At 40.7% G+C, this 23,682-nt stretch carries 28 protein-coding genes; 27 read left to right on the top strand and 1 reads right to left on the bottom strand.

Going from position 1 to position 23,682, the window contains the following annotated elements; translation table 11 throughout:
• Positions 1-17: 17 nt before the first annotated feature.
• The 19 genes from mtrB (at position 18) to G8782_RS02825 (ending at position 15,812) form a co-directional block, all read left to right on the top strand.
• A complete protein-coding gene (mtrB, locus tag G8782_RS02915; protein WP_172369404.1) occupies positions 18-239 on the top strand; it encodes a trp RNA-binding attenuation protein MtrB in 222 nt (73 codons plus the stop codon).
• 59 nt (positions 240-298) lie between these two features.
• Complete coding sequence (locus G8782_RS02910; RefSeq protein WP_172369403.1) at positions 299-1,036, top strand: heptaprenyl diphosphate synthase component 1; 738 nt, start codon at positions 299-301, stop codon at positions 1,034-1,036.
• Between the two features lie 18 nt (positions 1,037-1,054).
• Positions 1,055-1,750 carry a demethylmenaquinone methyltransferase gene (locus tag G8782_RS02905; RefSeq protein WP_172369402.1) on the top strand — a complete coding sequence of 232 codons (696 nt, stop codon included), beginning with the start codon at positions 1,055-1,057 and terminating at the stop codon, positions 1,748-1,750.
• 27 nt (positions 1,751-1,777) lie between these two features.
• The gene (locus G8782_RS02900; protein ID WP_172369401.1) at positions 1,778-2,752 is read left to right on the top strand and encodes a polyprenyl synthetase family protein; all 975 of its coding nucleotides are present in this window, start codon (positions 1,778-1,780) and stop codon (positions 2,750-2,752) included.
• A gap of 84 nt (positions 2,753-2,836) precedes the next feature.
• The gene (gene ndk / locus G8782_RS02895) at positions 2,837-3,283 is read left to right on the top strand and encodes a nucleoside-diphosphate kinase (RefSeq protein WP_172369400.1); all 447 of its coding nucleotides are present in this window, start codon (positions 2,837-2,839) and stop codon (positions 3,281-3,283) included.
• Between the two features lie 219 nt (positions 3,284-3,502).
• Positions 3,503-4,684, top strand: coding sequence for a chorismate synthase (gene aroC, locus G8782_RS02890; RefSeq protein WP_172369399.1), 1,182 nt, complete (start codon positions 3,503-3,505; stop codon positions 4,682-4,684).
• Between the two features lie 2 nt (positions 4,685-4,686).
• Positions 4,687-5,787, top strand: a complete 1,101-nt coding sequence (gene aroB / locus G8782_RS02885) for a 3-dehydroquinate synthase (RefSeq protein WP_172369398.1) — start codon at positions 4,687-4,689, stop codon at positions 5,785-5,787.
• Positions 5,784-6,149, top strand: a complete 366-nt coding sequence (aroH, locus tag G8782_RS02880) for a chorismate mutase (RefSeq protein ID WP_172369397.1) — start codon at positions 5,784-5,786, stop codon at positions 6,147-6,149. Before aroB ends, aroH begins: the two co-directional genes overlap by 4 nt.
• Before the next feature lie 29 nt (positions 6,150-6,178).
• Positions 6,179-7,279: a histidinol-phosphate transaminase gene (gene hisC / locus G8782_RS02875; protein WP_172369396.1), complete on the top strand. Its 1,101-nt coding sequence runs from the start codon at positions 6,179-6,181 to the stop codon at positions 7,277-7,279.
• Complete coding sequence (locus tag G8782_RS02870) at positions 7,276-8,376, top strand: prephenate dehydrogenase (protein WP_172369395.1); 1,101 nt, start codon at positions 7,276-7,278, stop codon at positions 8,374-8,376. Before hisC ends, G8782_RS02870 begins: the two co-directional genes overlap by 4 nt.
• A 15-nt stretch (positions 8,377-8,391) precedes the next feature.
• Complete coding sequence (gene aroA, locus G8782_RS02865; RefSeq protein ID WP_425505467.1) at positions 8,392-9,693, top strand: 3-phosphoshikimate 1-carboxyvinyltransferase; 1,302 nt, start codon at positions 8,392-8,394, stop codon at positions 9,691-9,693.
• A gap of 142 nt (positions 9,694-9,835) precedes the next feature.
• Positions 9,836-11,101, top strand: a complete 1,266-nt coding sequence (locus G8782_RS02860; protein ID WP_172369393.1) for a tetratricopeptide repeat protein — start codon at positions 9,836-9,838, stop codon at positions 11,099-11,101.
• A 1-nt stretch (position 11,102) separates the two neighbouring features.
• Positions 11,103-11,657 carry a ReoY family proteolytic degradation factor gene (locus tag G8782_RS02855; RefSeq protein WP_172369392.1) on the top strand — a complete coding sequence of 185 codons (555 nt, stop codon included), beginning with the start codon at positions 11,103-11,105 and terminating at the stop codon, positions 11,655-11,657.
• Between the two features lie 51 nt (positions 11,658-11,708).
• On the top strand, positions 11,709-12,152 hold the full coding sequence (locus tag G8782_RS02850; protein WP_172369391.1) for a DUF2487 family protein: 444 nt from the start codon (positions 11,709-11,711) through the stop codon (positions 12,150-12,152).
• Between the two features lie 216 nt (positions 12,153-12,368).
• On the top strand, positions 12,369-12,872 hold the full coding sequence (locus G8782_RS02845) for a QcrA and Rieske domain-containing protein (protein ID WP_172369390.1): 504 nt from the start codon (positions 12,369-12,371) through the stop codon (positions 12,870-12,872).
• A gap of 23 nt (positions 12,873-12,895) precedes the next feature.
• A complete protein-coding gene (gene qcrB, locus G8782_RS02840; protein WP_172369389.1) occupies positions 12,896-13,570 on the top strand; it encodes a menaquinol-cytochrome c reductase cytochrome b subunit in 675 nt (224 codons plus the stop codon).
• Positions 13,571-13,624: 54 nt separating this feature from the next.
• Complete coding sequence (locus tag G8782_RS02835) at positions 13,625-14,398, top strand: menaquinol-cytochrome c reductase cytochrome b/c subunit (protein ID WP_172369388.1); 774 nt, start codon at positions 13,625-13,627, stop codon at positions 14,396-14,398.
• 67 nt (positions 14,399-14,465) lie between these two features.
• On the top strand, positions 14,466-15,068 hold the full coding sequence (gene lhaT, locus G8782_RS02830) for a lipoprotein heptaprenylglyceryl N-acetyltransferase LhaT (protein WP_172369387.1): 603 nt from the start codon (positions 14,466-14,468) through the stop codon (positions 15,066-15,068).
• A gap of 69 nt (positions 15,069-15,137) precedes the next feature.
• Positions 15,138-15,812 carry a zinc metallopeptidase gene (locus G8782_RS02825; RefSeq protein WP_172369386.1) on the top strand — a complete coding sequence of 225 codons (675 nt, stop codon included), beginning with the start codon at positions 15,138-15,140 and terminating at the stop codon, positions 15,810-15,812.
• Between the two features lie 60 nt (positions 15,813-15,872).
• On the opposite strand, the gene G8782_RS02820 is transcribed toward G8782_RS02825, so the two are convergent.
• A complete protein-coding gene (locus G8782_RS02820; RefSeq protein WP_172369385.1) occupies positions 15,873-16,745 on the bottom strand; it encodes a YitT family protein in 873 nt (290 codons plus the stop codon).
• 142 nt (positions 16,746-16,887) lie between these two features.
• Between G8782_RS02820 and G8782_RS02815 the strand changes: the two genes are divergently transcribed.
• The 8 genes from G8782_RS02815 (at position 16,888) to panD (ending at position 23,654) form a co-directional block, all read left to right on the top strand.
• Entirely contained in the window at positions 16,888-17,220 is a 333-nt protein-coding gene (locus G8782_RS02815) for a nucleotide pyrophosphohydrolase (RefSeq protein WP_172369384.1), read from the top strand.
• A gap of 3 nt (positions 17,221-17,223) precedes the next feature.
• On the top strand, positions 17,224-18,024 hold the full coding sequence (gene dapB, locus G8782_RS02810) for a 4-hydroxy-tetrahydrodipicolinate reductase (protein ID WP_172369383.1): 801 nt from the start codon (positions 17,224-17,226) through the stop codon (positions 18,022-18,024).
• 25 nt (positions 18,025-18,049) lie between these two features.
• Positions 18,050-19,180: an N-acetyl-alpha-D-glucosaminyl L-malate synthase BshA gene (gene bshA, locus G8782_RS02805; protein WP_172369382.1), complete on the top strand. Its 1,131-nt coding sequence runs from the start codon at positions 18,050-18,052 to the stop codon at positions 19,178-19,180.
• Complete coding sequence (locus G8782_RS02800) at positions 19,180-20,373, top strand: CCA tRNA nucleotidyltransferase (RefSeq protein WP_172369381.1); 1,194 nt, start codon at positions 19,180-19,182, stop codon at positions 20,371-20,373. The genes bshA and G8782_RS02800 overlap by 1 nt, the downstream gene beginning before the upstream one ends.
• Positions 20,351-21,331 carry a biotin--[acetyl-CoA-carboxylase] ligase gene (locus G8782_RS02795; protein ID WP_172369380.1) on the top strand — a complete coding sequence of 327 codons (981 nt, stop codon included), beginning with the start codon at positions 20,351-20,353 and terminating at the stop codon, positions 21,329-21,331. The genes G8782_RS02800 and G8782_RS02795 overlap by 23 nt, the downstream gene beginning before the upstream one ends.
• A 242-nt stretch (positions 21,332-21,573) precedes the next feature.
• Positions 21,574-22,416 (top strand): 3-methyl-2-oxobutanoate hydroxymethyltransferase, encoded by an 843-nt coding sequence (gene panB / locus G8782_RS02790; protein WP_172369379.1) that lies wholly within the window; start codon positions 21,574-21,576, stop codon positions 22,414-22,416.
• Positions 22,417-22,419: 3 nt separating this feature from the next.
• Positions 22,420-23,268, top strand: a complete 849-nt coding sequence (panC, locus tag G8782_RS02785; RefSeq protein WP_172369378.1) for a pantoate--beta-alanine ligase — start codon at positions 22,420-22,422, stop codon at positions 23,266-23,268.
• Between the two features lie 5 nt (positions 23,269-23,273).
• Positions 23,274-23,654 carry an aspartate 1-decarboxylase gene (panD, locus tag G8782_RS02780; RefSeq protein WP_172369377.1) on the top strand — a complete coding sequence of 127 codons (381 nt, stop codon included), beginning with the start codon at positions 23,274-23,276 and terminating at the stop codon, positions 23,652-23,654.
• Positions 23,655-23,682 lie beyond the last annotated feature (28 nt).

Raw genomic sequence — 23,682 nt, 5'->3', positions numbered from 1 at the left:
AGGGAAGAGGTGCGAAAATGACACAATCCGACTACATCGTAATAAAAGCTAAAGAAGACGGGGTAAATGTCATTGGTTTGACTCGCGGTGACGATACAAAGTTTCACCATACAGAAAAACTAGATCGTGGCGAAGTGATGGTTGCTCAATTTACAGAACACACATCAGCTATGAAAATACGCGGCGATGCGGATATTCACACTGCGAATGGTGTCGTGTCGAGTGAAGGGAAAAAGTAACTTAGAAGCAGAGAGAATGTAATGCTTTTCCCCTGGACATCTTTGAATGGAGATTGACGATGGAGAGAGAAAACATTAACTGTTATATTGATAATTATATAGGTGAATTAAGACATGCTGTTCGCCAACCTATCTTGGAAAGAGATGTTGGCGATGTAAACGTTGATAAAGCGAAAGTTTTTTTCCTGTTGCTTCCGCTATTGAACGGCGAGAGATGGACGGATTCTACCCATGCAGCTTCCATCGCTGTTGGCGCAGTACATATTGCATTCGATGCCCACGATACAATTCACCATCAAGATGCTACATCGACTCTACAACAGCTTACAGTTCTTTCTGGAGACTACTTTAGCGGGGTTCACTATAAAATTCTTGCTGCATTGCCAGACATTTATTTTGTAAGGACCTTATCAACAACAATCGGCCAGATTAATGAGTTGAAAACAAACTTTTATAAGAATTCACCTCGTGATGTACAAGAACTACTTGAAACGGTTGAAAGTATTGAAGCGAATTGTATTTCAGATTTTTTATATACCTACGGTTTTTCTGAATATGTTCCACTCGCATCTACAGCTCTGTCAATGATTGCTTTTGATTCGGCAATGGACCAAGCAGCAAAGCGAAAGCTGCCCGACATCTTGGATTGGACTCTGCATCAACATGATATTGAACGGGTGCAGTCGAGTCTGAAACGTAAATTGGAAAAAATGATTGCTGAAGCGGATTTTATAACGCCTTTATTGCAAGAAGAAATTCGTGGTATGACTACACCGCTTCTCGGGAAAATGATCTGAAGGAATGAGGGATGATTCTTGGTTTTATCGAAAGAAGAAAAAGTCCACGATGTCTTTGAAAAAATATCAGCTGATTATGATAAAATGAATTCCGTAATCAGTTTCAATCAACATAAAAAGTGGCGTGACGATATTATGCGCCGGATGGCAGTACGCGATGGGGCATCCGCGTTAGATGTTTGCTGCGGGACAGCAGACTGGACGATTGCCCTGGCGAAAGCAGTAGGCACATCAGGTGAAGTAACAGGTCTGGACTTCAGTGAGAGCATGCTTGAAGCGGGAAAAGAGAAAGTGAAACCGCATCCGAACATTTCTCTTGTTCATGGGAATGCAATGGAATTACCATTTCCGGACGAGACGTTCGACTATGTAACAATAGGATTCGGGTTGCGAAATGTTCCAGATTACGAAAAAGTATTAAGCGAAATGAAGCGTGTTTTGAAACCAGGCGGAATGATTGCTTGTTTAGATACATCCCAACCTGAACTCCTTGGCTATAAGCAATTGTTTCGTTTCTATTTTAAATTTATTATGCCGGTTTTCGGCAAATTGCTCGCGAAAAGTTACCGTGAGTATTCATGGTTGCAAGAATCAGCGGAAGAGTTCCCGGGCATGAAAAAGTTGGCCCAATTATTCTCTGATGTAGGTTTTAAAAATGTTTCATTTAAATCATATAGTGGTGGCGCAGCGGCAGGCCATATTGGATTTAAATAATAAATACCGCAGGGGAAGGTAGTCGTTTTGGAGAAATTACAAGTATTATCACTTTATGCTGATTTTCGAAAAGATCTCAATTACATAGAAAAACAACTTGAGCAATCAGTTCAGTCAGCATCCCCAATTATTCGGCAAGCATCGCTGCACCTGCTCCGGGCAGGTGGAAAACGGATTCGACCAATTTTCGTGATATTAGCTGCTGAATTTGGAAGATATTCGTTGGAAGACGTATCCAAAGTTGCCGTTTCGCTCGAGCTTATCCATATGGCGTCACTTGTTCATGATGACGTTATCGATGACTCTGACATGCGGCGCGGACTGAAAACAGTGAAAGCGAAATGGGATAATCGAATTGCGATGTATACGGGTGATTATATTTTTTCACGGGCATTGCTTTCAATTGGTGAAATTGAAATTCCGGCTGCTCATCAATTGCTTGCGAAAACAATGCTCGAAATTTGTCATGGCGAAATCATTCAAATTGACCAACAACGTGAAATCAACCAAACTTTTCGCGATTATTTACGCCGTATCAAGCGAAAAACGGCGCTCCTCCTTTCTTCAAGCTGTGAACTAGGCGCGCTCGTTTCAGGCGCAGATGCTGAAGTGGTCAGAAAACTTAGCCGCTTCGGTTATTATGCTGGAATGTCTTTTCAAATCATCGATGATATTCTCGACATCACATCTACAGATCAAGAGCTCGGTAAACCGGCAGGAAGCGATTTGTTAAACGGACATATCACACTGCCGATATTATACATAAAAGATGACCCTATTTTCACACCATATTTGGTGCGTGCATTTGAAGGTACGTTAACAGAACTTGAACGTGAAGAAATGCTAACTTTCATACGCCATTCGGATGCCATACAAAAAGCGACAGTAGTCAGCGATTTGTATCTGCAAAAAGCGCTAGATGAAATTAGTAGCTTGCCGAATATGCCAGCAAAGAAAGCTTTGGAACGGATTGCAGAGTTTATCGGACAACGAAATTACTGACAACTTAATAGTTGAAAGGTAATGAAGCTGGTGGTACGATTTATAGGGGGAAATCCCCTATACATAATTGAAGGAGTGTGCGGAATGGAAAGAACATTTTTAATGGTTAAACCCGATGGAGTTCAACGAAATTTAATTGGTGAAATTGTTAGTCGTTTTGAGAATAAAGGGTTCCAATTAGTTGGGGCAAAACTTATGCAAGTTACTGAAGAACTTGCTGAGCAACACTATGGTGAACATAAAGAACGTCCGTTTTTTGGCGAACTTGTAGAATTCATCACATCGGGTCCGGTTTTTGCAATGGTTTGGGAAGGTGAAAACGTTATCTCTACTGCACGACTGCTTGTAGGTGCAACAAACCCGACTGAATCTGCTCCTGGGACAATTCGCGGTGATTTCGCTGTAACCGTTGGCAAAAACATTATTCACGGTTCTGATTCATCTGATTCTGCCGTTCGCGAAATTGGGCTTTTCTTCAAAGAAGAGGAATTAGTTTCCTACGATAAGGTTATGAACAATTGGATTAACTAATTTTTTAAAAAGCAGCCTAGCGGTTTTCGCACGGCTGTTTTTGTATACATAAAAGTAAAGATGCAAGACTATCCGATTTATTATTTCGGATAGTTTTGATTATTTTAGATGTAACGGAATCAATAATAAGGTCAAAAACATGTTTGTTGAAATTTATCTATAGTCTAAAGTCTAACAATTTGGTATAGTGCTATAAAACATACATAGGGGGAGACGGAATTGAGGTTTTTTACAGCAGGCGAATCGCATGGGCCGCAACTGACGGCAATTATTGAAGGGCTTCCGGCCCAAATGGAATTGACGACTGAAATGATTAATGGTGAATTAGCAAGGCGCCAAGGTGGTCATGGTCGCGGAAGACGTATGCAAATAGAAACGGATGAAGTCGTGATTTCCTCTGGTGTTCGTCATGGGAAGACGCTTGGCTCCCCGGTAACATTAACGGTCATAAATGACGATTGGAAACATTGGACAAAAATCATGGGAGTGGAGCCATTAGAAGAAGGAATGGATCCAGCTGATGTGAAACGACAAATTACGCGTCCTAGACCAGGACATGCCGACCTTGTTGGCGGGATGAAATACGGTCACCGCGACTTGCGAAACGTCTTAGAACGCTCCTCCGCACGCGAAACAACTATGCGAGTTGCAGTAGGGGCAGTCGCAAAGAAATTTCTTGAGGAAATCGGGATTAAAACCGTTGCGCATGTTCATGAAATTGGGGGCGTGAAAATTGACCCTGCATCTTATGAAAATCTATCGATGGAAGAATTAAGAGAAGTAATTGAACAAGATCCAGTGTATTGCGCAGATCCGAAAGCCTCGACAAAGATGGTTCAAGCAATCGATGATGCAAAAGGCCGGGGCGACACAATAGGCGGTGTCGTTGAAGTGATAATAGAAGGCTGTCCTCCTGGAATTGGAAGCTATGTGCAATTTGACCGCAAGTTAGACGGAAAACTTGCCGGGGCAATGATGAGCATTAATGCATTTAAAGGTGTCGAAGTTGGTCTAGGATTTGAAATGGCTCGAAAACCCGGCAGTGAGGTCCATGATGAAATTGCATGGGATGAAGAGCGTGGATACTACCGAAAATCGAATAGGCTCGGCGGGCTCGAGGGAGGTATGTCAACAGGGATGCCGATTATTATTAGGGGCGTCATGAAACCGATACCGACATTGTATAAGCCACTCGAGAGTGTCGACATTGACACGAAAGAACCTTTTGTCGCAACTATTGAGCGTTCAGACCCTTGTGCGGTTCCAGCAGCATCAGTAGTAGCTGAACATGTTATTGCTACAGAACTAGCCAAGGCCATTATGGAAGAGTTTCGTTCGGATACGATAGATGGTATTAAAAAAGAAATTGAAGAGCACAGACGATACGTGAAGGAGTTTTGAGTATGGGCAAACTATCGGTAAACATTGCAGATTCCTCATACGACGTTCATATAGGTGCAGATTCGTACGGACTCTTCACAACGGATTATACTGAGTTATTAGAGAGTGTGGATAAAATAGCAATTATTGCGGACGAGCATGTTGCTTCACTTCATTTACATGTACTTCAAGATTCACTAGAAACGATTAGTTGTGAGATTCTCGTGAAAACAGTTCCCGCGGGCGAAAGCTGTAAAACAACGGATGTTTATACGGATTGCTTATCTTTTTTATTGGAAAATGGATTTACCCGAAATTCTCTGTTAATTGCTTTTGGCGGCGGTGCGTGCGGTGATCTTACTGGGTTTGTAGCCGCTACGTTTATGAGAGGTATTCGATATATCCATTGTCCAACATCCATTTTGGCCCATGATAGTGCAGTTGGCGGGAAAACAGCGATTAATATGCCTGAAGGAAAAAATATGGTTGGATCATTTCATCAACCATCCGGCGTATTGTTTAATGAGAATCTATTTATAACACTTCCGCCAAGGGAAATTAGATCTGGAATGGCAGAACTCTTAAAGCATGCATTTATTTCGGACATAGCTTGGACAAAAGAATTATTGTCAAATCCCTCCTTTACGAATCCTTCATTGGAATGGCTCGCTCCCGAACTCCTTCGTGGAATTCATGTCAAAGCCAAAATCGTTGAGGCGGATGAATATGAAAAGTCCGTCCGAAAGTTTCTCAATTTTGGACATACTTTCGGACATGCTGTGGAAGCGGTTTGCGGATTCGGAGGGTTAAGTCACGGCGAATGTGTCATGATCGGGATGGCTTACGGTTTACTGTTAAGTGAAACGAATGGAGAATTGAATGAAAGTTTAACGAATGAATTTATACAGTTCGCCTCATCAAACGGTTATACGTTTACTCCAATTCACGAGCATTCATTTGAGACGTTTTATTCCTACATGACTTTAGATAAAAAAGCTTCTTTCGGCAAATTAAACTTTGTTTTACTTAAAGAAGTTGGAATTCCTTTCGTGAAAGAAATTCCAAAAAAACAATTGGAAAAAGCTTTTGAACAATTACAGAGTAGAACGGAGGGAATGGTATGACGGTTAGAGGAATTCGCGGTGCAACGACTGTTGTTCAAGATGACGGAGACGCTGTTCTAGTTGCAACCGAAGCGTTAGTTAGAGAAATGGCCAAAGAAAACCAGATAGCTCCAGAAGACATTATTTCTGTCTTAATATCCACAACTACAGATATAAAATCGGCATTTCCTGCAAAAGCAGTCAGGAGTATAGAAGGCTGGACGTATGTGCCAGTCATGTGCACGCATGAAATGGATGTTCCTGGTTCAATGCCATTATGCATACGTATCCTCATGCATGTAAATTCTTCAATCGTTCAAAAAGAAGTTCAACATATTTATCAAAATGAAGCAACGAAGCTACGTCCAGATTTACTAAAATAGACTAATAGGACTTTACCGGAGGGATAAACATGCAGTGGAGAAAAGCATTAAAAGATATGAAACCTTATACACCAGGTAAATCAATTGAAGATGTAAAGAAAATGTACGGTCTAACGGATGTTGTGAAATTAGCATCGAATGAAAATCCATATGGCACAGTACCGGCCGTTCAGGATTATTTTGAAAACATGTCTATTAATTTTGAAGTTTATCCGGATGGATATGCTGGAATTTTACGCACTAAAATGGCTGAAAAACTTGGTGTAGCAGAAAACCGTCTTATCTTCGGAAGTGGTTCAGATGAACTTATCGTTATTATTGCGAGGGCGCTATTGGGACCGGGAACCAATACCATTACAGCAACGCCAACATTTCCGCAATACGCTCACCATGCTGAAATCGAAGGGGCTGAAGTAAAGGAAATTCCCCTAGTCAATGGTCATCATGATTTAAATGGATTTTACCAAGCAATCGATGCCGACACATCCGTCATTTGGTTGTGCAGTCCAAATAATCCGACAGGAACTCTGATTAATCAGGAAGATTTGATTGGTTTTCTAGAAAAAGTTCCGGAAAATATTTTAGTTGTCATCGATGAAGCGTATTTTGAATACATCGTCGATCCTAACTATGTGAATACTGTAGACTTGATCGATCAATTTCAAAATGTAATTGTGTTGAGAACTTTTTCTAAAGCATATGGCCTTGCCGCTTTTAGAGTTGGATACGGTATTGGTCATCCGACAATTATAACAAATTTAGATATCGTTCGCAGTCCATTTAATATTACATCGACTAGTTTGCAACTTGCAGAAATAGCATTAGAAGACGATTCTTTTATTACGATGTGCAGAAAGTTAAATCGTGAACAGATGGAACGATTCAAAGAGTTTGCAGAAGTGAACAATCTTCATATATTTGATTCGGAAGCAAACTTTTTACTCATCGAGGTTCCGATGAGTGCAACTGACGCTACTGAAAAACTCCTGGGGCAAGGTTTTATCGTAAGAAGCGGGGATGCGCTTGGCGTGCCAGGTTATATTCGAGTGACAATTGGAACAGAATCTCAAAATGATGGATTTTTAGAAGCATTTTCAGCATTAATCGAAGGTGCGGGGCTAGAGAAATGAAGGTGAATGTCTCCATAATTGGACTCGGTTTAATTGGCGGTTCACTTGGACTTGCCCTTAAAAGAAACCGAGATATTCATATAACAGGTTTTGATAATTCTTATAGTACGATGCAAGAGGCTTATCGCCGTGGAATTATTGATACAATTTCAGTTTCTATTGATAGCGTGAGTAAAGATGCCGATTTTATTATTTTTGCAACGCCTGTGAATACAACGGTTCGATTATTAAAAGATGTTCCAAATTGGAAATTGAAAAAAGACGTTATCATAACGGATACTGGAAGTACAAAAGTTCCAATCATGAAAGCCGCTGAACCGTTGCTAGAACATGGAATCACATTTATCGGGGGACACCCGATGGCGGGTTCTCATAAAAGCGGTGTTTCGGCGGCTCGTGAACATCTTTTTGAAAACGCCTATTACGTATTAACGCCGACTGACGAAGTTGAAACGAAAAAGGTAAAACGGCTTCGTGAATTATTAAGCCCCACTAAAGGGAAAGTATCAATCCTGGAGGCGGGTGAACATGACCGCATGACAGCGATTGTGAGCCATTTTCCGCATCTTGTAGCATCTTCCTTGGTGGGGAGATTATGCGCTCAACAAAAAGAGCATCCATTCGTTCGTGAGTTAGCTGCAGGCGGATTTAGGGACATTACTCGTATCGCTTCTGCTGATCCAATCATGTGGCGCGACATTACGACTCAAAATCGAGATGAATTATTAAACCAACTTGACGGTTGGATGTTTGAAATGTCAAATGTCCGCGACATGCTCCTTCAGAATGATTCGGAAAAGATCCAATCATATTTTGATGAAGCTAAAAAATTTCGCGATGATTTACCGATCACCACACAAGGCGCACTTTACATGACGTACGATTTACATATTGATATACCGGACCATCCAGGCGTAATTTCAGAAATCACAAAAATTCTCGCAGATGAACGTATTAGTTTAACAAATATACGGATTGTCGAGACAAGGTCAGATGTTTTTGGAATTTTAGTGATTAGCTTTCAAACTGCAAAAGACCGTTTGAAGGCTCAAGTTGCACTTACAGAAAAAACTGTTTATAGTTCACACATTGTTTAACTGGAGGGATCTATGATGGGGAACTTGAAAACGATTCATTATAATAAATCTATAGTATCAGGTAAGCTTGAGGTACCGGGCGATAAATCTATTTCGCATCGAGCGATTATGCTGGGTTCGATTGCGGAAGGAAAAACGAAGATTTCTGGATTCCTGGATGGTGAAGATTGTTTGCGCACGATCGACATCTTTAAACTACTAGGCGTTTCAATTGAAAGAGTAGGTACAGATGTTTCAATTGAAAGCCCCGGAATTAATAATTGGAAAACGCCGACAGAAGAGTTATACGCAGGTAATTCAGGTACAACAGCTCGTTTGATGCTCGGCATTCTCGCAGGTGCCAAAGTTTCTTCAGCTGTTTTAACAGGTGATGAATCATTGTCTGCTAGACCTATGGATCGTGTGACAAAACCATTGCGGGCAATGGGGGCATCTATTTCTAGTGAAAACGATAAAGATTTGCTGCCATTAAAAATTGAAGCAGGATCTATGACAGCTATCGATTACACAAATCCAGTTGCAAGTGCTCAAGTTAAGTCTGCAATTCTATTTGCAGGTTTACATGCGGAAGGAACGACGATTGTCCGTGAGAATACGGTATCTCGCGACCATACAGAACAAATGCTGTCCCATTTCGGAGCTAAGGTTCATTCAAGTAATGGGGAAATAAGCATCACTGGTGGAAATTCCCTCACTGGAAAAGATGTACATGTTCCGGGAGATATATCGTCTGCTGCATTTTTCATGGTTGCTGCTGCGTTGGTTGAAGGCAGTTCGATAACATTTACAAATCTTGGACTTAATCCTACGCGTTCTGGTATTCTCGATGTCTTGCAGAACATGGGTGTAGACGTGAATGTGATGAATGAGTCTGACGTTAATGGCGAGCGTTCCGGAACCGTAACAATTGCATATAATAAACTAATCCCTACAGAAATAAGCGGAGCGCTAATTCCGCGTCTAATTGATGAACTGCCAATAATCGCCTTACTTGCTACGCAAGCAGCGGGCACTACGATTATTAAAGATGCTTCGGAACTTCGCGTGAAAGAAACCGATCGAATTGCTGCAGTAACAAATGAGTTATCAAAGCTTGGCGCGAATATAGAAGCAACGGTTGATGGTATGATTATTCACGGACCAACTGCACTAAGAGGAGGCACCATGGATTCATACGGCGACCACCGATTAGGAATGATGGCTGCAATAGCCTCGCTAATAACTACAGAACCGATTACCATTAAAGATTCTGCGTGTATTGATATTTCATACCCAACATTCTTTGAGGACTTGGAAGAGATAACCCGAGTTTTTTGAATGCACGCACTATGCGTTCAAAAAACACGTGTATCCTCCAAACTACACATTGGATCAGTCTTTGAAGGCCATACGTAAAAATTGCTTCCTGCACGCAAGACTGCGAATTGAATGTATACATTGTGAAAGAACAGGTGAAAATATGGAACAGTTACAAAAAATTGAACGATTCATCCAAGAAGGTGATGTCGAAGCGCTTGATACCTTTATAGATAAATTAGCAAAATCTACAGACCTTGATATGCTTTATGAGGCTGCCGCCCTTTTTGCATCTTATGGTTTTTTAGGTGAAGCTGATTATCTATACGAGACATTGCTTAATCATTTACCCGATGAGGCACAATTGAAAATTGATCGCGCAAATATCTTAATTGAACTCGATAAAGAAGATGAAGCATTATTGCTACTCTCGGAAATAAAACCTCAGGATGAAGAATACGTTCAGGCTCTTTTGGCACTTGCCGATTATTACCAGATGACAGGGCTGGCAGAAACCGCGCTTAGCAAGGTTAAAGAAGCCTATACACTTCTTCCGAATGAGCCAATCATTCGTTTTGCCTATGCAGAACTATTATTAGACTCAGGCAAATTTAGCGAAGCCGCCCGCTTCTATTCCGAGTTGAAAGAAGAGGTAGAAAAAATCGGTGATGTCAGCATCTCTTCCCGATTGGCAGAAACCTATAGTGCTGGCGCCGCATATGAACAATCAATTCCATATTATGAAGAGCTGTTGGAAGAGAAAAGGCTACCAGATACGCTTTTTGGCGCTGCCTTTGCATACTACCAACTCGGGGAAGCTACTAAAGCAGTCCCGTTACTGAATGAACTGATTGATATCGATCCGGATTATTATTCGGCTTATATGCTAGCAGGCAAGGCGATGCAACTAGCCGGCAATGAAGAAAAAGCTTATAAAATGTTCCAAAAAGGTATTAATAGGGATGAATTTGATAAAGAACTTCAGCTTTCTGCGGGAAAGTGCGCATTAAAATTAGGAAGGCCGGATGAGGCTGAACAACATTTGAAAGATGCGCTTGCACTTGATCCTGAATATGTTGAGGCATTAATCACTTTGGCATCACTCTATAATGAAAACGAGCGAGATGAAGATTTAATCGAATTGCTTGCATTTGCCAGAGAAGAAAATATAGATATACCGTTATTAAATGCATTTTTAGCATATGCTTATGAGAGAACGGATCAATTTAAAAAGGCATACGATTCATTTGTCAAGGCATATAGTGAGATGAAGGACGATTACGAATTTCTTTCAAAATACGCAAGTTTTCTTATTGAAGAAGGAAAACGCGGTAAAGCAGTAGAAGTAGTAGAGCAGCTGGTAACTCTATTTCCAGACGATCAAAATTGGAGAGCATTTCTCGAAGCGCAAACTGACGAGGAGGTGTGATATGACGGCCATGGTTCCTGTCGCTACGAAAAAGGAGTTTGTCCGGTGGTTTTTAAAGCGGTACAAATTAAAGCGTCGTGAATGTGTATGGATTTTGAATTATCTTCTAAGTCATGAGCAAATTCTACAAAACGTTCACTTTACAGATGAAGCTCATTATTGCCCGCGTGCTATGATTATTTCGACAACGAAATCAGAAAGTATTCCATTCAGATTTTATAAAGGTAATTTAATGACAGCCGATGCTGAAAAATCATTTCATGATTTACGACTTCATGAGGATGAAAAGATGTATATTCAGTTAAACTTCCCTAATAATCACTCATGTCCGCACTACGCAAGTGTTCGGGAAGAAAATCCTTTTCTTCCATCGTATTTGCAAGTGAGTGAAGTAGATCGGAAAACTGCTGAACGGCTAGTTGAGGAAAGTATCGCTGCAATGACTAAGGAAACATTGATGAAAGGTATAAATGAGGCGCTTGATACAAACGATAAAGAGCGTTTTCTCGCCCTTTCAACTTTATTAAATGAATCAAAAGTGAAGGGGAATTTGTGACTCCATCGATTTTGATGGAGTCATTTTTCACTTTGTCAGGGGGATATAATAATGAATTGGAATCCAAACGATATGGATACTTACATTCAGCAAAAAGAATATATTGATACACTTCTCGTTCCGCTTCTAAAACTCGAAACGAATCCAGAAAACATGAAGAGCAGTTCGTCTTCAACCGAATTTCTTATGTATCTTTCTACTTTTATAGAAAACCAATTTAAAGGTCGGATCATGTTACTTCCGCCGTTTTCTCATACACAATCAATGGATTTGGAGATTTTAACTGAAACTTTACAAAAGGATATTAGTCTACTGAGTTTTAAACATGTATTTTATTTAACGACTGATTCGAATTGGACATCAAGTAAACTGGAGAATGTGATTTGGTTACCTTCTATTCCATTGGAGAGTATGGACAAACAGTTACGGCAAAAAATAATCGAAGATCAACTTAGACAAGTCCTGCCACTTTTGACAAAAAAATGGACTGAATGAAGTTGGGATTTCGATTCCAGTTCATTTCTAATTCGCGAATTTACATAATTCTTTGTTGATATGGGATAAAATTCGTAATTTGTTCACAAATTTCGTTTTACTATGTCATGTTAGATTGAATTTCCTGGATGATTAAGATATCATAGAAGTGTCCTAGTATTACATTTAGCAAAAGTTTGTCCGTTGGACTGACCTTTAAGTTAGAGGAGGGAAATGATGAGTAAGAATCGAGTGTCAAGACGCCAATTCCTTAGTTATTCGCTTATGGGGGTCGGTGGTTTCATGATTTCCGGAACATTAATGCCGATGCTTCGTTTCGCAGTCGATCCAGTATTGCAAAAATCCGGCATAGGAGATTTCACACCAACACCGCAAAAAGTGGACGAGCTTACAGATACGCCTGTGCGTGTCGATTACACGATTAAAGATCGTAAAGATGCTTGGTATGAATCGGATGTATCATATACAGCATGGGTTTATAAAGATGGTGATGCAATCATCGCGCTTTCTCCTGTTTGTAAGCATCTTGGTTGTACTGTTAACTGGGGATCTGAAGGCCATCCAAATGAATTCTTTTGTCCGTGCCACGCAGGCCGGTACACGAAAAATGGTGCCAACGTTAAAGGAACTCCGCCTATCGGGCCACTAGACGAATATGAAGTTATGGTGAAAGATGGTTTACTCTATCTTGGAGGAACGAAACCGAACACATTAGTTTAAAATTGTTAGGGGGTACGACCGAAGTGCTAAACAAAATTTATGATTGGGTTGATGAACGGTTAGATATCACACCAATTTGGCGCGATATCGCGGACCACGAAGTACCTGAGCACGTAAACCCTGCACATCATTTTTCTGCATTCATTTATTGTTTTGGAGGATTGACATTTTTTATTACTGTCATTCAAATTTTGTCGGGAATGTTCCTGACAATGTATTATACTCCCGATATTGAAAATGCATGGAAATCCGTTTACTACCTTCAAAACGAAGTAGCATTCGGTGAAATTGTGCGCGGGATGCATCACTGGGGAGCTTCACTTGTCATTGTCATGATGTTCCTACATACGCTGCGTGTATTCTTTACAGGTTCGTACAAGAAACCTCGTGAACTGAATTGGATCGTAGGTGTCTTAATATTTGTTACGATGCTTGGACTCGGTTTCACAGGGTACTTATTGCCATGGGATATGAAAGCATTGTTCGCTACGAAAGTAGGAATCGAAATTGCGGGATCCGTCCCATTCATTGGGGAACAAATTAAGATTCTTCTTGCAGGAGATTCTGAAATTCTCGGTGCACAGACATTAACGCGCTTTTTCGCAATCCATGTATTCTTCCTGCCAGCCGCTTTGCTTGGGTTGCTTGCGGCACACTTTGTATTTATAAGAAGACAAGGTATTTCAGGACCGCTATAATTTTGAAGAAGTATACATATAGCGTGTAACGATTTAAAAAAGGAGGGGACATATATGCAACGCGGAAAAGGGATGAAATTCGTTGGGGATTCTCGCATTAAGGCTAGTCACAAAATGCCGAACGTCCCAAAAGATTACTCAGAACATCCAGGGAAAACAGAAGCTTTTTGGCCGAACTTCTTATTGAAAGAATGGTTGATCGGTGCGGTTTTCTTAATCGGATATTTAGTATTGACACTTGCAAATCCAGCTCCGCTTGAGCGTCAAGCGGATCCGACAGATACAATGTATATTCCGGTTCCGGACTGGTACTTTTTATCAATGTACCAACTATTGAAATATGAATTTGCATCAGGACCATGGAACATCGTAGGTGCGATTATTATGCCTGGATTAGCTATTGGTGCACTTATGTTAGTTCCTTTCATGGACACTACAAAAGAGCGTCGTCCATTTAAGCGTCCGCTTCCAACAGCATTCATGCTTCTTTCAGTTGCTGCTCTTATCTATTTGACTTGGGAATCTGTCGCTAACCACGACTGGGAACTAGCTGAAAGACAGGGTGCAATTGTTGAAGAAATAGAGTTCGATATGGAATCAGAAGGTTATCATATTTATGCGGAATCATCATGTATCGGTTGCCACGGAGATTCATTCGAAGGTGGAATGGGTGTGACCCTTGTTGATACTGGCTTAACTGCAGAAGAAATTGCAGATATAGCAGTAAACGGTACTGAAAACGGAAAAATGGCTCCTGGCTATTGGTCCGGTACAGATGAAGAATTAAAAATCTTATCAGAATTTATTTCAGAATTAAAAAGTGATTAATAAAAAAAGAGTCAGGTAACTGACTCTTTTTTTGTACTCAAAGTTAAATATTTGGAGAGATGTGTATATGATGACTTTGTTATCAAGAATTTGGCTCGTACTATCGCATAAATCCTTTCTCTGGTTGTTACTTTTTGTGAATTTGACGGGCACAGTTTACGGGTATGATTGGTATAAGTGGCAATTGGTAATTACCGAACCGAAATACTGGATTTTTGTTCCTGACAGTCCGACTGCCAGCTTGTTTTTCACGCTAGCGATTATTGGTTGGTTGATTAATCGAAACTTTAAATTAATTGAAGCTTTAGCTCTCATCACGCTTGTCAAATATGGCCTTTGGGCAGTCGTCATGAATTTGTTGACCCTTATTGAAACGGGGTCCATTGGTTGGGTTGGTTGGATGCTAATCACTTCTCATTTTGCGATGGCAGTCCAAGCGATCTTATATATTCCGTTTTATAAATTCAGGTTTGGTCATATTGCGCTCGCCGCGATTTGGACATTGCATAATGATGTCATCGATTATGTTTTCGGCCAAATGCCGATTTACAGTAATTTAGAACAGTACAGCAATCAAATCGGTTATTTTACATTCTGGCTTTCAATTGCTTGTATCGCTATCGCTTATTTCGTATGGCATAAACGAGTTCGAACGACCATATCGTCATAGCAAATAGTTGCGATGTGTTCTATTGCGATATAAAATAAGGATAGAGATAAAAGAGGAGGAAATGCAGAAATGGGTTCTTATCTAATTTACTTGGCGATAATTATCATATTGCCGTTGTACGCACAATTCAAAGTAAAAAGCACGTACAATAAATATTCGAAAATTCGTTCGACATCTGGCATGACCGGCGCACAAGCTGCTCGGTTAATATTAGATCAAAACGGATTGCAAAATGTAAAAGTCGTTGAGTCAAAAGGATTTTTGAGTGATCATTATAATCCAGTCACTAAAGTCGTCGCCCTTTCTACTCATAACTACCACGAGGCTTCAGTAGCGGGCACGGCGGTTGCAGCACATGAAGTTGGTCATGCGATTCAAGACAAAGAAGCATATTCCTTTTTGCGTCTACGCCACCGTTTAGTTCCGGTAGCCAGCCTTACATCGAATGCTTCATGGGTTTTCATCATGATTGGTCTTATTTTTTCAAGTATGAACTCTTTACTTGGAATCGGGATTGCACTTCTTGCAGTAGGCGTTGTTTTTCAAATCGTTACATTGCCCGTAGAATTCAATGCTTCTAGTCGAGCGATGAATCAAATCGTCACGCTTGGTATCATTCGAAACGAAGAAGAGGCGCACGCGAAAAAAGTGCTAAGTGCAGCGGCAATGACATATGTCGCGGCAGCAGCAGTTGCAGTACTTGAGTTAGTACGTCTTCTCTTGATTTTCACAAGCCGAGACTAATCGCACGAAAAAAGGTCTGTCCCAATTGAAACGGGATAGACCTTTTTTGTAGACGAAAGATTATGGATTAATCGGTCTTTTTTGCTCATCGAGTGTAAATCCTTCACCTAACACTTCATGAACATCTATTAGTGATACAAATGCGTATTCATCAATAGATGCTATGATGTTTTTCAACCGAACAATTTCGTTTTTGCCAACAACGCAATAGAGCACTTGTCGATCAGATTTAGTGAAATGTCCATAGCCTGATAACACTGTCACGCCACGGTCCATTTGAGCGGTGATTTTAGTTGCAATTTCATTGTGATAACCTGAAATGATTAAAGCGCCTCTTGCGGCATAGGCGCCTTCTTGGACAAAATCAATGACACGCGCGCCAACAAAGACTGCAACAAGCGTGTACATCATTGAACGCGAGTTAAGATAGACAAGCCAAGAAAGTAAAATAACGAAAGCATCGAAGAGGAACATAGTTTTTCCCATGCCCCATCCAAGGTATTTATGCCCTAAACGTGCGATAATATCAACACCGCCGGTTGTTCCACCGTATCTGAAAATTATTCCAAGGCCAACGCCAATAAAAAGCCCGGCAAATAATGCAACAAGAACCATATCATCGTGCATGTGAAAATCAATTTGGTAAATCATAAATACTTTTATGAATATCGAGACAGCAACAGTACCAATGACGGTATAGATAAAAACAAGTCTTCCCAATAACTTCCAGCCGATGATGAACATGGGGATATTTAATAGTAAGTTCATTAGCGCTGGATCCCAATTGAATGCAAATAGAAGGATTAGGGTGATACCAGTAAATCCGCCTTCTGCTAATTCATTTTGAATATTAAAGTGAACGAGGCCAAAACTAAAAATTGCTGCGCCTATTAGAATGAATATAATATTTTTAATCTTAACTCCGTTAAACATATAAATGCCGCCTTTCGAATCAATTACGCCACGATATGATTGCCTTCATTGTAATTGCACTGGAGCAATATTCCTATTATCATCTATATTTATATCTTTGACAACCAGGAAGGAAATTAATACGATAGGAGAGAGTTAACGAATGACACAAAAGACGTTACCGGAACTGCAAGAAGAAATTGATACATACATAAACGGTTTTGAAGAAGGCTATTTTCCACCCATGGAACTCTTGGCTCGACTCACGGAAGAGTTAGGAGAACTATCAAGGGAAGTGCAACATGTATATGGCATGAAAAAGAAAAAGTCCGGGGAAGCAGTCCGCTCTTTAGAAGAAGAAACAGGGGATTTGTTTTTTGTTTTAGTCTGTTTTGCGAATTCGCAAGGAATCAGTTTAGAAAAAGCACTTACTTCTGTAATAGAAAAATTTAAAGTTCGTGATGCAAATCGTTGGACTAAAAAGGAGGAGCAATAAAAAATGACGATTCGAATCGCGATTGCTGGAGCACGGGGTAGAATGGGAACTGCGGCGGTAAAAGCATTAATGAATGTTGAAGATATGGAAGTCGTTGCTGCATTAGATTATAAAGGTGAAGGACTTTTTTTACATGGGGAAAGTTTAACGGATGATACAAGCGGAATTCCCGTTTATACATCCTTTGACCGTTTAGCAAAAGAAACCGAACCCGAAATCCTATTGGAATTAACAACACCTGATACGGTGTACGAAAATATGCATAAAGCTATTACATATGGAATTAGACCTGTTGTCGGAACATCAGGTTTATCACTAGAACAAATTGAAGAAATAACAACATTTGCAAATGAGAATAAAGTCGGCGGAATCATTGCACCTAACTTTTCAATAGGAGCAGTATTAATGATGAAATTTTCCGCAATGGCATCCCGGTATCTCGGCGACATTGAAATCATTGAATCGCATCACGATCAAAAAATAGACGCGCCATCAGGAACGGCAACTAAAACAGCGGAAATGATCAAGGAATATAGACAATCACATGTGCAAGGTCATCCTGAGGAAAAGGAACATCTGCCTGGTGCACGCGGTGCATCTATCGACGGTATCAGATTGCATAGTGTTCGGCTTCCTGGTTTACTTGCCCATCAAGAAGTATTGCTAGGCAGTACAGGCGAACTTCTAACAATCCGGCATGATTCATTTGACCGAAGTTGTTTTATGCCCGGTATCATAATGGCGATACGCAATGTTCTAGATAGAAAAGATCTTGTTTATGGACTTGAACACATTATCGAATAGGAAGTTTCCTGAAAGGGTGGTTGACATGAAGAAATTAAAAGTTGGCGTCATTTGCTACCCTTCTATAGGCGGGTCAGGTGTCGTTGCAACAGAACTTGGAATTATGATGGCAAATAAAGGTCATGAGATGCATTTTATCACCTCCAGTATGCCGTTTCGATTTCTTGATGCACATCCAAATATGCATTTTCACGAAGTCACAATAGAAGGGTATGCAGTTTTCAAATATCCACCCTATGATATAGCGCTTGCTAATCGCATCGCCCAAGTAATCGAATCAGAAGGTTTGGACTTGCTTCATGTCCATTATGCAATGCCGCACGCGGTGTCGGCCGCTCTCGGAAAAGATATGGCTGGTTCAGACATTGGCGTTATTACAACGCTACACGGTACGGATGTCACGATTCTAGGCTACGATCCTGCCCTCCGAAATACTGTTCGATATGGTATTAATAAGTCGACAATCGTAACGGCCGTTTCTGAATCCCTAAAACAGGATACAATTGATCTTATCGATCCGAATAAAGAAATTCGTGTAATTTACAATTTTATCGACGAAGAAACTTATGTGCCGAAAATAGTCGAGACGTTGAAGTCAGAACTGGGGATTAGTGAGGATGAAAAGGTGATTATTCATATTTCAAATTTTCGCGACGTGAAAAACATCCCCGATATTGTAAAAAGTTTTCATGAAATCGCCAAAACGATACATGCAAAATTACTACTCGTCGGAGAAGGACCCGAAAAAGAAAATGTCATAAAACTTGTCAATGAATTAAATCTTCAAAACAAAGTTATTTTCACGGGTAAACGAAATGATATGTCAGAACTGCTTGCGATTAGCGATGTTATGTTCCATTTATCTACTAAAGAAGCATTCGGGCTTGTCCTACTTGAAGCGCTTGCTTGCGGTGTACCATCAGTTGCCACAAATGTTGGAGGGATACCGGAAGTGATTGAAGACGGGGTTAACGGCTTTATTGTTCCTTTCGGGAATATCGATGCAGCTGTTGAAAAAGGCTTGTTGCTTCTCGAAGATGAAGAACTCTACGCGAAATTTAAGCATAATGGTTTTATAACAGTAAAAGAAAAATTTCATTCAGCGAAAATTGTCGATCAATATGAAGAACTTTATTATGAAGTGGCGGTAAAGTGATGACGACCAATACCTTTGATAGTAAAGCGAGTTATGAAGTCATTCGTCGACTCGAAGAAGCGGGGCATGAAGCGGTTTTTGTTGGAGGCGCGGTTCGTGATCATCTCCTAAGGAAAACTGCGAAGGATATAGACATCGCGACTTCCGCGGAACCCGATGAAGTGAAAGCGATATTCGACAATACGATTGACGTTGGAATTGCTCATGGCACGGTGCTTATCATCATTGAGAATGAGGCAATCGAGGTCACTACCTATAGAACAGAAGGTACGTATACGGATCATCGTCGACCAGACAACGTCCATTTCGTTAAAACATTGCGCGATGATTTACTTCGCAGAGACTTTACCATTAACGCGCTTGCAATGACAAAGAACGGAAAAATCATTGACTTATTTAATGGTGAAACTGATTTGAAGGAACGATTGATTCGCGCTGTCGGGAATCCCACTGAGCGTTTCCATGAAGATGCTCTACGGATGCTACGGGCAGTCAGGTTCTCGTCTGTACTCGACTTTGATATTGAGGCGGGAACATTACTTGCTATCCATCAGAACGCACATCAAATCAAACATGTTTCAATCGAACGAATAAAAATTGAACTAGACAAACTTTTTACGGGTGTTAATCCGATGAAAGCAATGAATACTTTATTTTCTTCCCGGTTAGGTAAGGAGCTTTCTCTTTATACGGATAAAGTGAAAGAATTAAAACGTGCGCTGCCATTTGTTATTGCAACTGAAGGCTGGGCTTTCTTTGTGACGATTGCCGAGATTAACCCATCCAAATTAGCTAATCATTTTAAATTATCGAATGAAGAGAAAAACTTCATAACAGCAGTGCATAAATTGTATACAAAACGATTAGAAAGCGACTATACAATTGAAGATTATTATTCATATGATTTACAAGTGTTGAAATGTGCAGAGAAATTTTTTCATGCCGTAAATGTTGATGCTGGGACACTTACCGATTTGGAAATAGAGGAAAGAAAGAAAGCTTTGCCAATCCAAACTAAACAAGATCTTGAAGTTAGCGGCAAGGACTTAATGGAGTGGACGGACCTACCCGGTGGACCATGGACAGGCGAATGGATCAAAAAAATAGAACAGGCCGTTTTACATGGACAATGTAAAAACACACTGACTGATATAAAGGACTGGTTTATGAATGACTTCAAATGCGAAAAATGAATTTTTGAAAAGACTTTTTGAAGCGAACGGTCAACCTGTATCTGGACAAGAAATTGCGGATGAGTTCGGGCTGTCCAGAACTGCAATATGGAAATACGTCAAAGATCTTGAGAGCGATGGTTATGAGATCGGAACGGTTCGAAAAAAAGGTTATTATTTAATCGCAGTTCCGGACCGGGTGAATGAAGCGAACGTGAAAAAATATTTGAAAAGCACTACTCTTGGTCAGCGTATTGTCTATAAAGAAACATGTCTCTCAACCCAACTCATAGCGCATGAGGAAGCTCAAAACGGGGCACCGAACGGAACAGTTGTAATCTCCGAAGAACAGACATCCGGAAAAGGAAGAATGTCGAGACCTTGGGATTCAGCGGATGGCAAAGGGATTTGGATGAGCGTGATTACTCGCCCAGCTCTGACTCCGCAACAAGCGCCGCAAATGACGTTAGTGGCGGCGGTTGCAGTAACCCGTGCGATTGAGGAAGTTGCAGGTGCCCAGCCTTCTATTAAATGGCCGAATGATATTTTAATCGATGGCAAAAAAGTGACTGGAATTTTAACGGAATTACAAGCAGACCCTGACCGGGTAAAAGCAATCATTTTAGGAATTGGAATCAACGTAAACCAAACTGAAGAGGATTTCCCGGATGACTTAAAGTCAATCGCAACCTCTTTGAAGATGGTTAGCGGAAAAACAAATAATCGTGCCAAACTCATAGCGAAGACGCTTGATCTCCTAGAACAATACACTAATTTATATGTAACACATGGATTTAGTCCGATTAAGTTGCTATGGGAAGGGTATTCAAATACTGCCGGAAAGCGAATTCGCGCAGTGATGTTCAATGAAACGATTGAAGGCGTTGCAATGGGGATCACGGAAGACGGCATGTTAAATTTGAAGTTAGATGATGGTTCCATTCGCGGTATTTTCTCAGCTGATATTCATTTTCAATAATATGTGTACATAACTACTTCTATTTGGTATAGTAGTTTCGATGGGCGGTATCATTTTTGAACTGCACCTTGCAATTTAGTAAGCTATGAAAACTTTATGTGGATTTAAAAATGTTCTGCCTTGATCTTTATAGAAGACAGGGACGGAGGAAACCATCTACTGATGATTACACAACCCTTCTGTCCATTTTCGGGCATTAGGGTTTTTATTTTTGGTTTTCTTCCAAGAGAGGAGAAAAGAAAATGAAAACGACAGCAGACTTTATTAAAATGAAAAAGAAGAACGAGAAAATTGCGATGCTTACTGCATACGATTATCCATCCGGTAAATTAGCAGAAGAGGCCGGGGTAGATATCATTTTGGTGGGCGATTCGCTTGGAATGGTCGTTCTTGGTTATGATTCAACAGTTTCGGTAACAGTAGATGACATGATTCATCATGGAAAAGCAACGAGGCGCGGTGCTACTGATACATTCATCGCAGTTGATATGCCGTTTGGATCGTATCAAGGTTCGTATGACAGAACGCTGCAAGAAGCAGTGCGAATTTTTCAAGAAACTGGCGCTAATGCCCTTAAGCTCGAGGGTGCAGGAGATGTCATTAATGTCATCAATCTTCTTACGAATACCGGCATACCAGTCGTTGCGCATTTGGGGTTACTTCCTCAACATGCTGGGGTTGTTGGCGGTTACAGAGTGCAAGCAAAAACCGCGGAAGCGGCTGAACAGTTAATCAGGGACGCACAAGCTTGTGAAGAAGCCGGCGCTTTTATGCTCGTGCTTGAATGTATTCCTTATCAACTAGCTCAAAAAGTATCGGCCGCTATATCAATTCCTGTAATTGGAATCGGAGCAGGCGCAGAGACAGACGGTCAAGTACTTGTTTTCCATGATACAGTTCAATACGGCAGTCATCATATTCCTAAATTCGTTGAAAAGTTTGCAGATTCCGGCACTGTCATCAGAGATGGGCTAAAAGATTATGTTGATGCTGTTAAAGATAGGTCTTTCCCGGCAGATCATCATCGTTTTACGATGAAAGAAGAGGAATTAAGCACTTTATACGGGAGTAATAAAGGTGAGTAAACGATGAAAACAATACGACTAATTAATGAATTACAAGAATTACTCGATAGAAGTAAAAGAGATAACCAAACAGTAGGTTTTGTTCCGACAATGGGATTTCTTCACGAAGGACATCTCAGTCTTGTAGAACATGCTAGAAAAGAAAATGACATTGTCGTCATGAGTATATTTGTCAATCCAGCCCAATTCGGACCCGGAGAGGATTTTGAAGCGTATCCACGGGATGAACAGCATGATGCAAAACTTGCATCCGAGGCGGGGGTCGATATCTTATTTATCCCGGACCCTGATGAAATGTATCCGCAGGACGGCGGGATACAAATATTACCCGGCCCGCAGGCTTCGTCACTTTGCGGGGCAACGCGTCCGGGTCATTTCGACGGGGTTTTAAAAGTAGTATTGAAGTTATTCAATATTGTTGACCCGGACCATTCCTATTTTGGCATGAAAGACGCGCAGCAACTTGCGATTATTGAAACATTTGTGCGCGATTTCAACTTGCGGACGAAGATTGTGCGAGTGCCCACGATTCGGGAGGAAGATGGACTTGCAAAAAGCTCGCGCAACGTGAATTTATCGATAGAAGAACGTTTAGTTGCACCTGCCATTCAAAAGGCTTTAAAAATTGGAGAAGAATTATTTCATCAAGGTCTTCAGGTAGAAGAAATAGTTGAAGAAGTAGCGAATCAGATTACGAGCAATAGTCCAGGCCGAATTGATTATGTGTCATTATTGGCTTATCCTTCACTTTTGCCTTACACGACTGATGCCAGAGAAGCGATTATTGCCTGTGCCGTGAAATTCGAAAAAACAAGGTTAATAGATAATATTATTATGTCAACAAAGGGATGAAAAATATGTTTCGAATGATGATGAATAGTAAATTGCATAGAGCGACTGTCACGGAAGCGAACCTTGACTATGTCGGCAGCATTACAATTGATAGTGATCTACTCGATGCGGCAGGGATGTTGCCAAATGAAAAAGTGCATGTTGTTAACAACAACAACGGGGCGCGCTTTGAAACATATATTATCGCAGGCGAACCGGGAAGTGGCGTAATTTGTGTAAATGGAGCCGCAGCACGACTCGTTCAAAAAGGCGATATAGTCATTATCTTGTCATATGCATACGTGTCGAATGAAGAAGCAAAAGAACATAAACCGACGGTTTTGCTGATGGATAAGGACAATAAAATTGAAGAAGTAATAAAAGAAGCACCGGGCATGACTGTTTAAAAATAAAACTCACAAGGAAAATCAATTC

The organism is Sporosarcina jiandibaonis, assembly GCF_013184495.1.
Classification (GTDB): domain Bacteria; phylum Bacillota; class Bacilli; order Bacillales_A; family Planococcaceae; genus Sporosarcina; species Sporosarcina jiandibaonis.
The sequence above is the reverse complement of the archived record's forward strand: the minus strand, read 5'-3'. Positions and strand labels throughout refer to the sequence as shown.

Excerpts from the sequence above, each read along its gene's own strand:
- mtrB (WP_172369404.1), top strand. The coding sequence starts at position 18 with ATGACACAATCCGACTACATCGTAATAAAAGCTAAAGAAGACGGGGTA.
- G8782_RS02910 (WP_172369403.1), top strand. The coding sequence starts at position 299 with ATGGAGAGAGAAAACATTAACTGTTATATTGATAATTATATAGGTGAA.
- ndk (WP_172369400.1), top strand. The coding sequence starts at position 2,837 with ATGGAAAGAACATTTTTAATGGTTAAACCCGATGGAGTTCAACGAAAT.
- aroB (WP_172369398.1), top strand. The coding sequence starts at position 4,687 with ATGGGCAAACTATCGGTAAACATTGCAGATTCCTCATACGACGTTCAT.
- aroH (WP_172369397.1), top strand. The coding sequence starts at position 5,784 with ATGACGGTTAGAGGAATTCGCGGTGCAACGACTGTTGTTCAAGATGAC.
- hisC (WP_172369396.1), top strand. The coding sequence starts at position 6,179 with ATGCAGTGGAGAAAAGCATTAAAAGATATGAAACCTTATACACCAGGT.
- G8782_RS02870 (WP_172369395.1), top strand. The coding sequence starts at position 7,276 with ATGAAGGTGAATGTCTCCATAATTGGACTCGGTTTAATTGGCGGTTCA.
- aroA (WP_425505467.1), top strand. The coding sequence starts at position 8,392 with ATGGGGAACTTGAAAACGATTCATTATAATAAATCTATAGTATCAGGT.
- G8782_RS02860 (WP_172369393.1), top strand. The coding sequence starts at position 9,836 with ATGGAACAGTTACAAAAAATTGAACGATTCATCCAAGAAGGTGATGTC.
- G8782_RS02855 (WP_172369392.1), top strand. The coding sequence starts at position 11,103 with ATGACGGCCATGGTTCCTGTCGCTACGAAAAAGGAGTTTGTCCGGTGG.
- G8782_RS02850 (WP_172369391.1), top strand. The coding sequence starts at position 11,709 with ATGAATTGGAATCCAAACGATATGGATACTTACATTCAGCAAAAAGAA.
- G8782_RS02845 (WP_172369390.1), top strand. The coding sequence starts at position 12,369 with ATGAGTAAGAATCGAGTGTCAAGACGCCAATTCCTTAGTTATTCGCTT.
- G8782_RS02835 (WP_172369388.1), top strand. The coding sequence starts at position 13,625 with ATGCAACGCGGAAAAGGGATGAAATTCGTTGGGGATTCTCGCATTAAG.
- lhaT (WP_172369387.1), top strand. The coding sequence starts at position 14,466 with ATGATGACTTTGTTATCAAGAATTTGGCTCGTACTATCGCATAAATCC.
- G8782_RS02825 (WP_172369386.1), top strand. The coding sequence starts at position 15,138 with ATGGGTTCTTATCTAATTTACTTGGCGATAATTATCATATTGCCGTTG.
- G8782_RS02820 (WP_172369385.1), bottom strand. The coding sequence starts at position 16,745 with ATGTTTAACGGAGTTAAGATTAAAAATATTATATTCATTCTAATAGGC.
- G8782_RS02815 (WP_172369384.1), top strand. The coding sequence starts at position 16,888 with ATGACACAAAAGACGTTACCGGAACTGCAAGAAGAAATTGATACATAC.
- dapB (WP_172369383.1), top strand. The coding sequence starts at position 17,224 with ATGACGATTCGAATCGCGATTGCTGGAGCACGGGGTAGAATGGGAACT.
- bshA (WP_172369382.1), top strand. The coding sequence starts at position 18,050 with ATGAAGAAATTAAAAGTTGGCGTCATTTGCTACCCTTCTATAGGCGGG.
- G8782_RS02800 (WP_172369381.1), top strand. The coding sequence starts at position 19,180 with ATGACGACCAATACCTTTGATAGTAAAGCGAGTTATGAAGTCATTCGT.
- G8782_RS02795 (WP_172369380.1), top strand. The coding sequence starts at position 20,351 with ATGACTTCAAATGCGAAAAATGAATTTTTGAAAAGACTTTTTGAAGCG.
- panB (WP_172369379.1), top strand. The coding sequence starts at position 21,574 with ATGAAAACGACAGCAGACTTTATTAAAATGAAAAAGAAGAACGAGAAA.
- panC (WP_172369378.1), top strand. The coding sequence starts at position 22,420 with ATGAAAACAATACGACTAATTAATGAATTACAAGAATTACTCGATAGA.
- panD (WP_172369377.1), top strand. The coding sequence starts at position 23,274 with ATGTTTCGAATGATGATGAATAGTAAATTGCATAGAGCGACTGTCACG.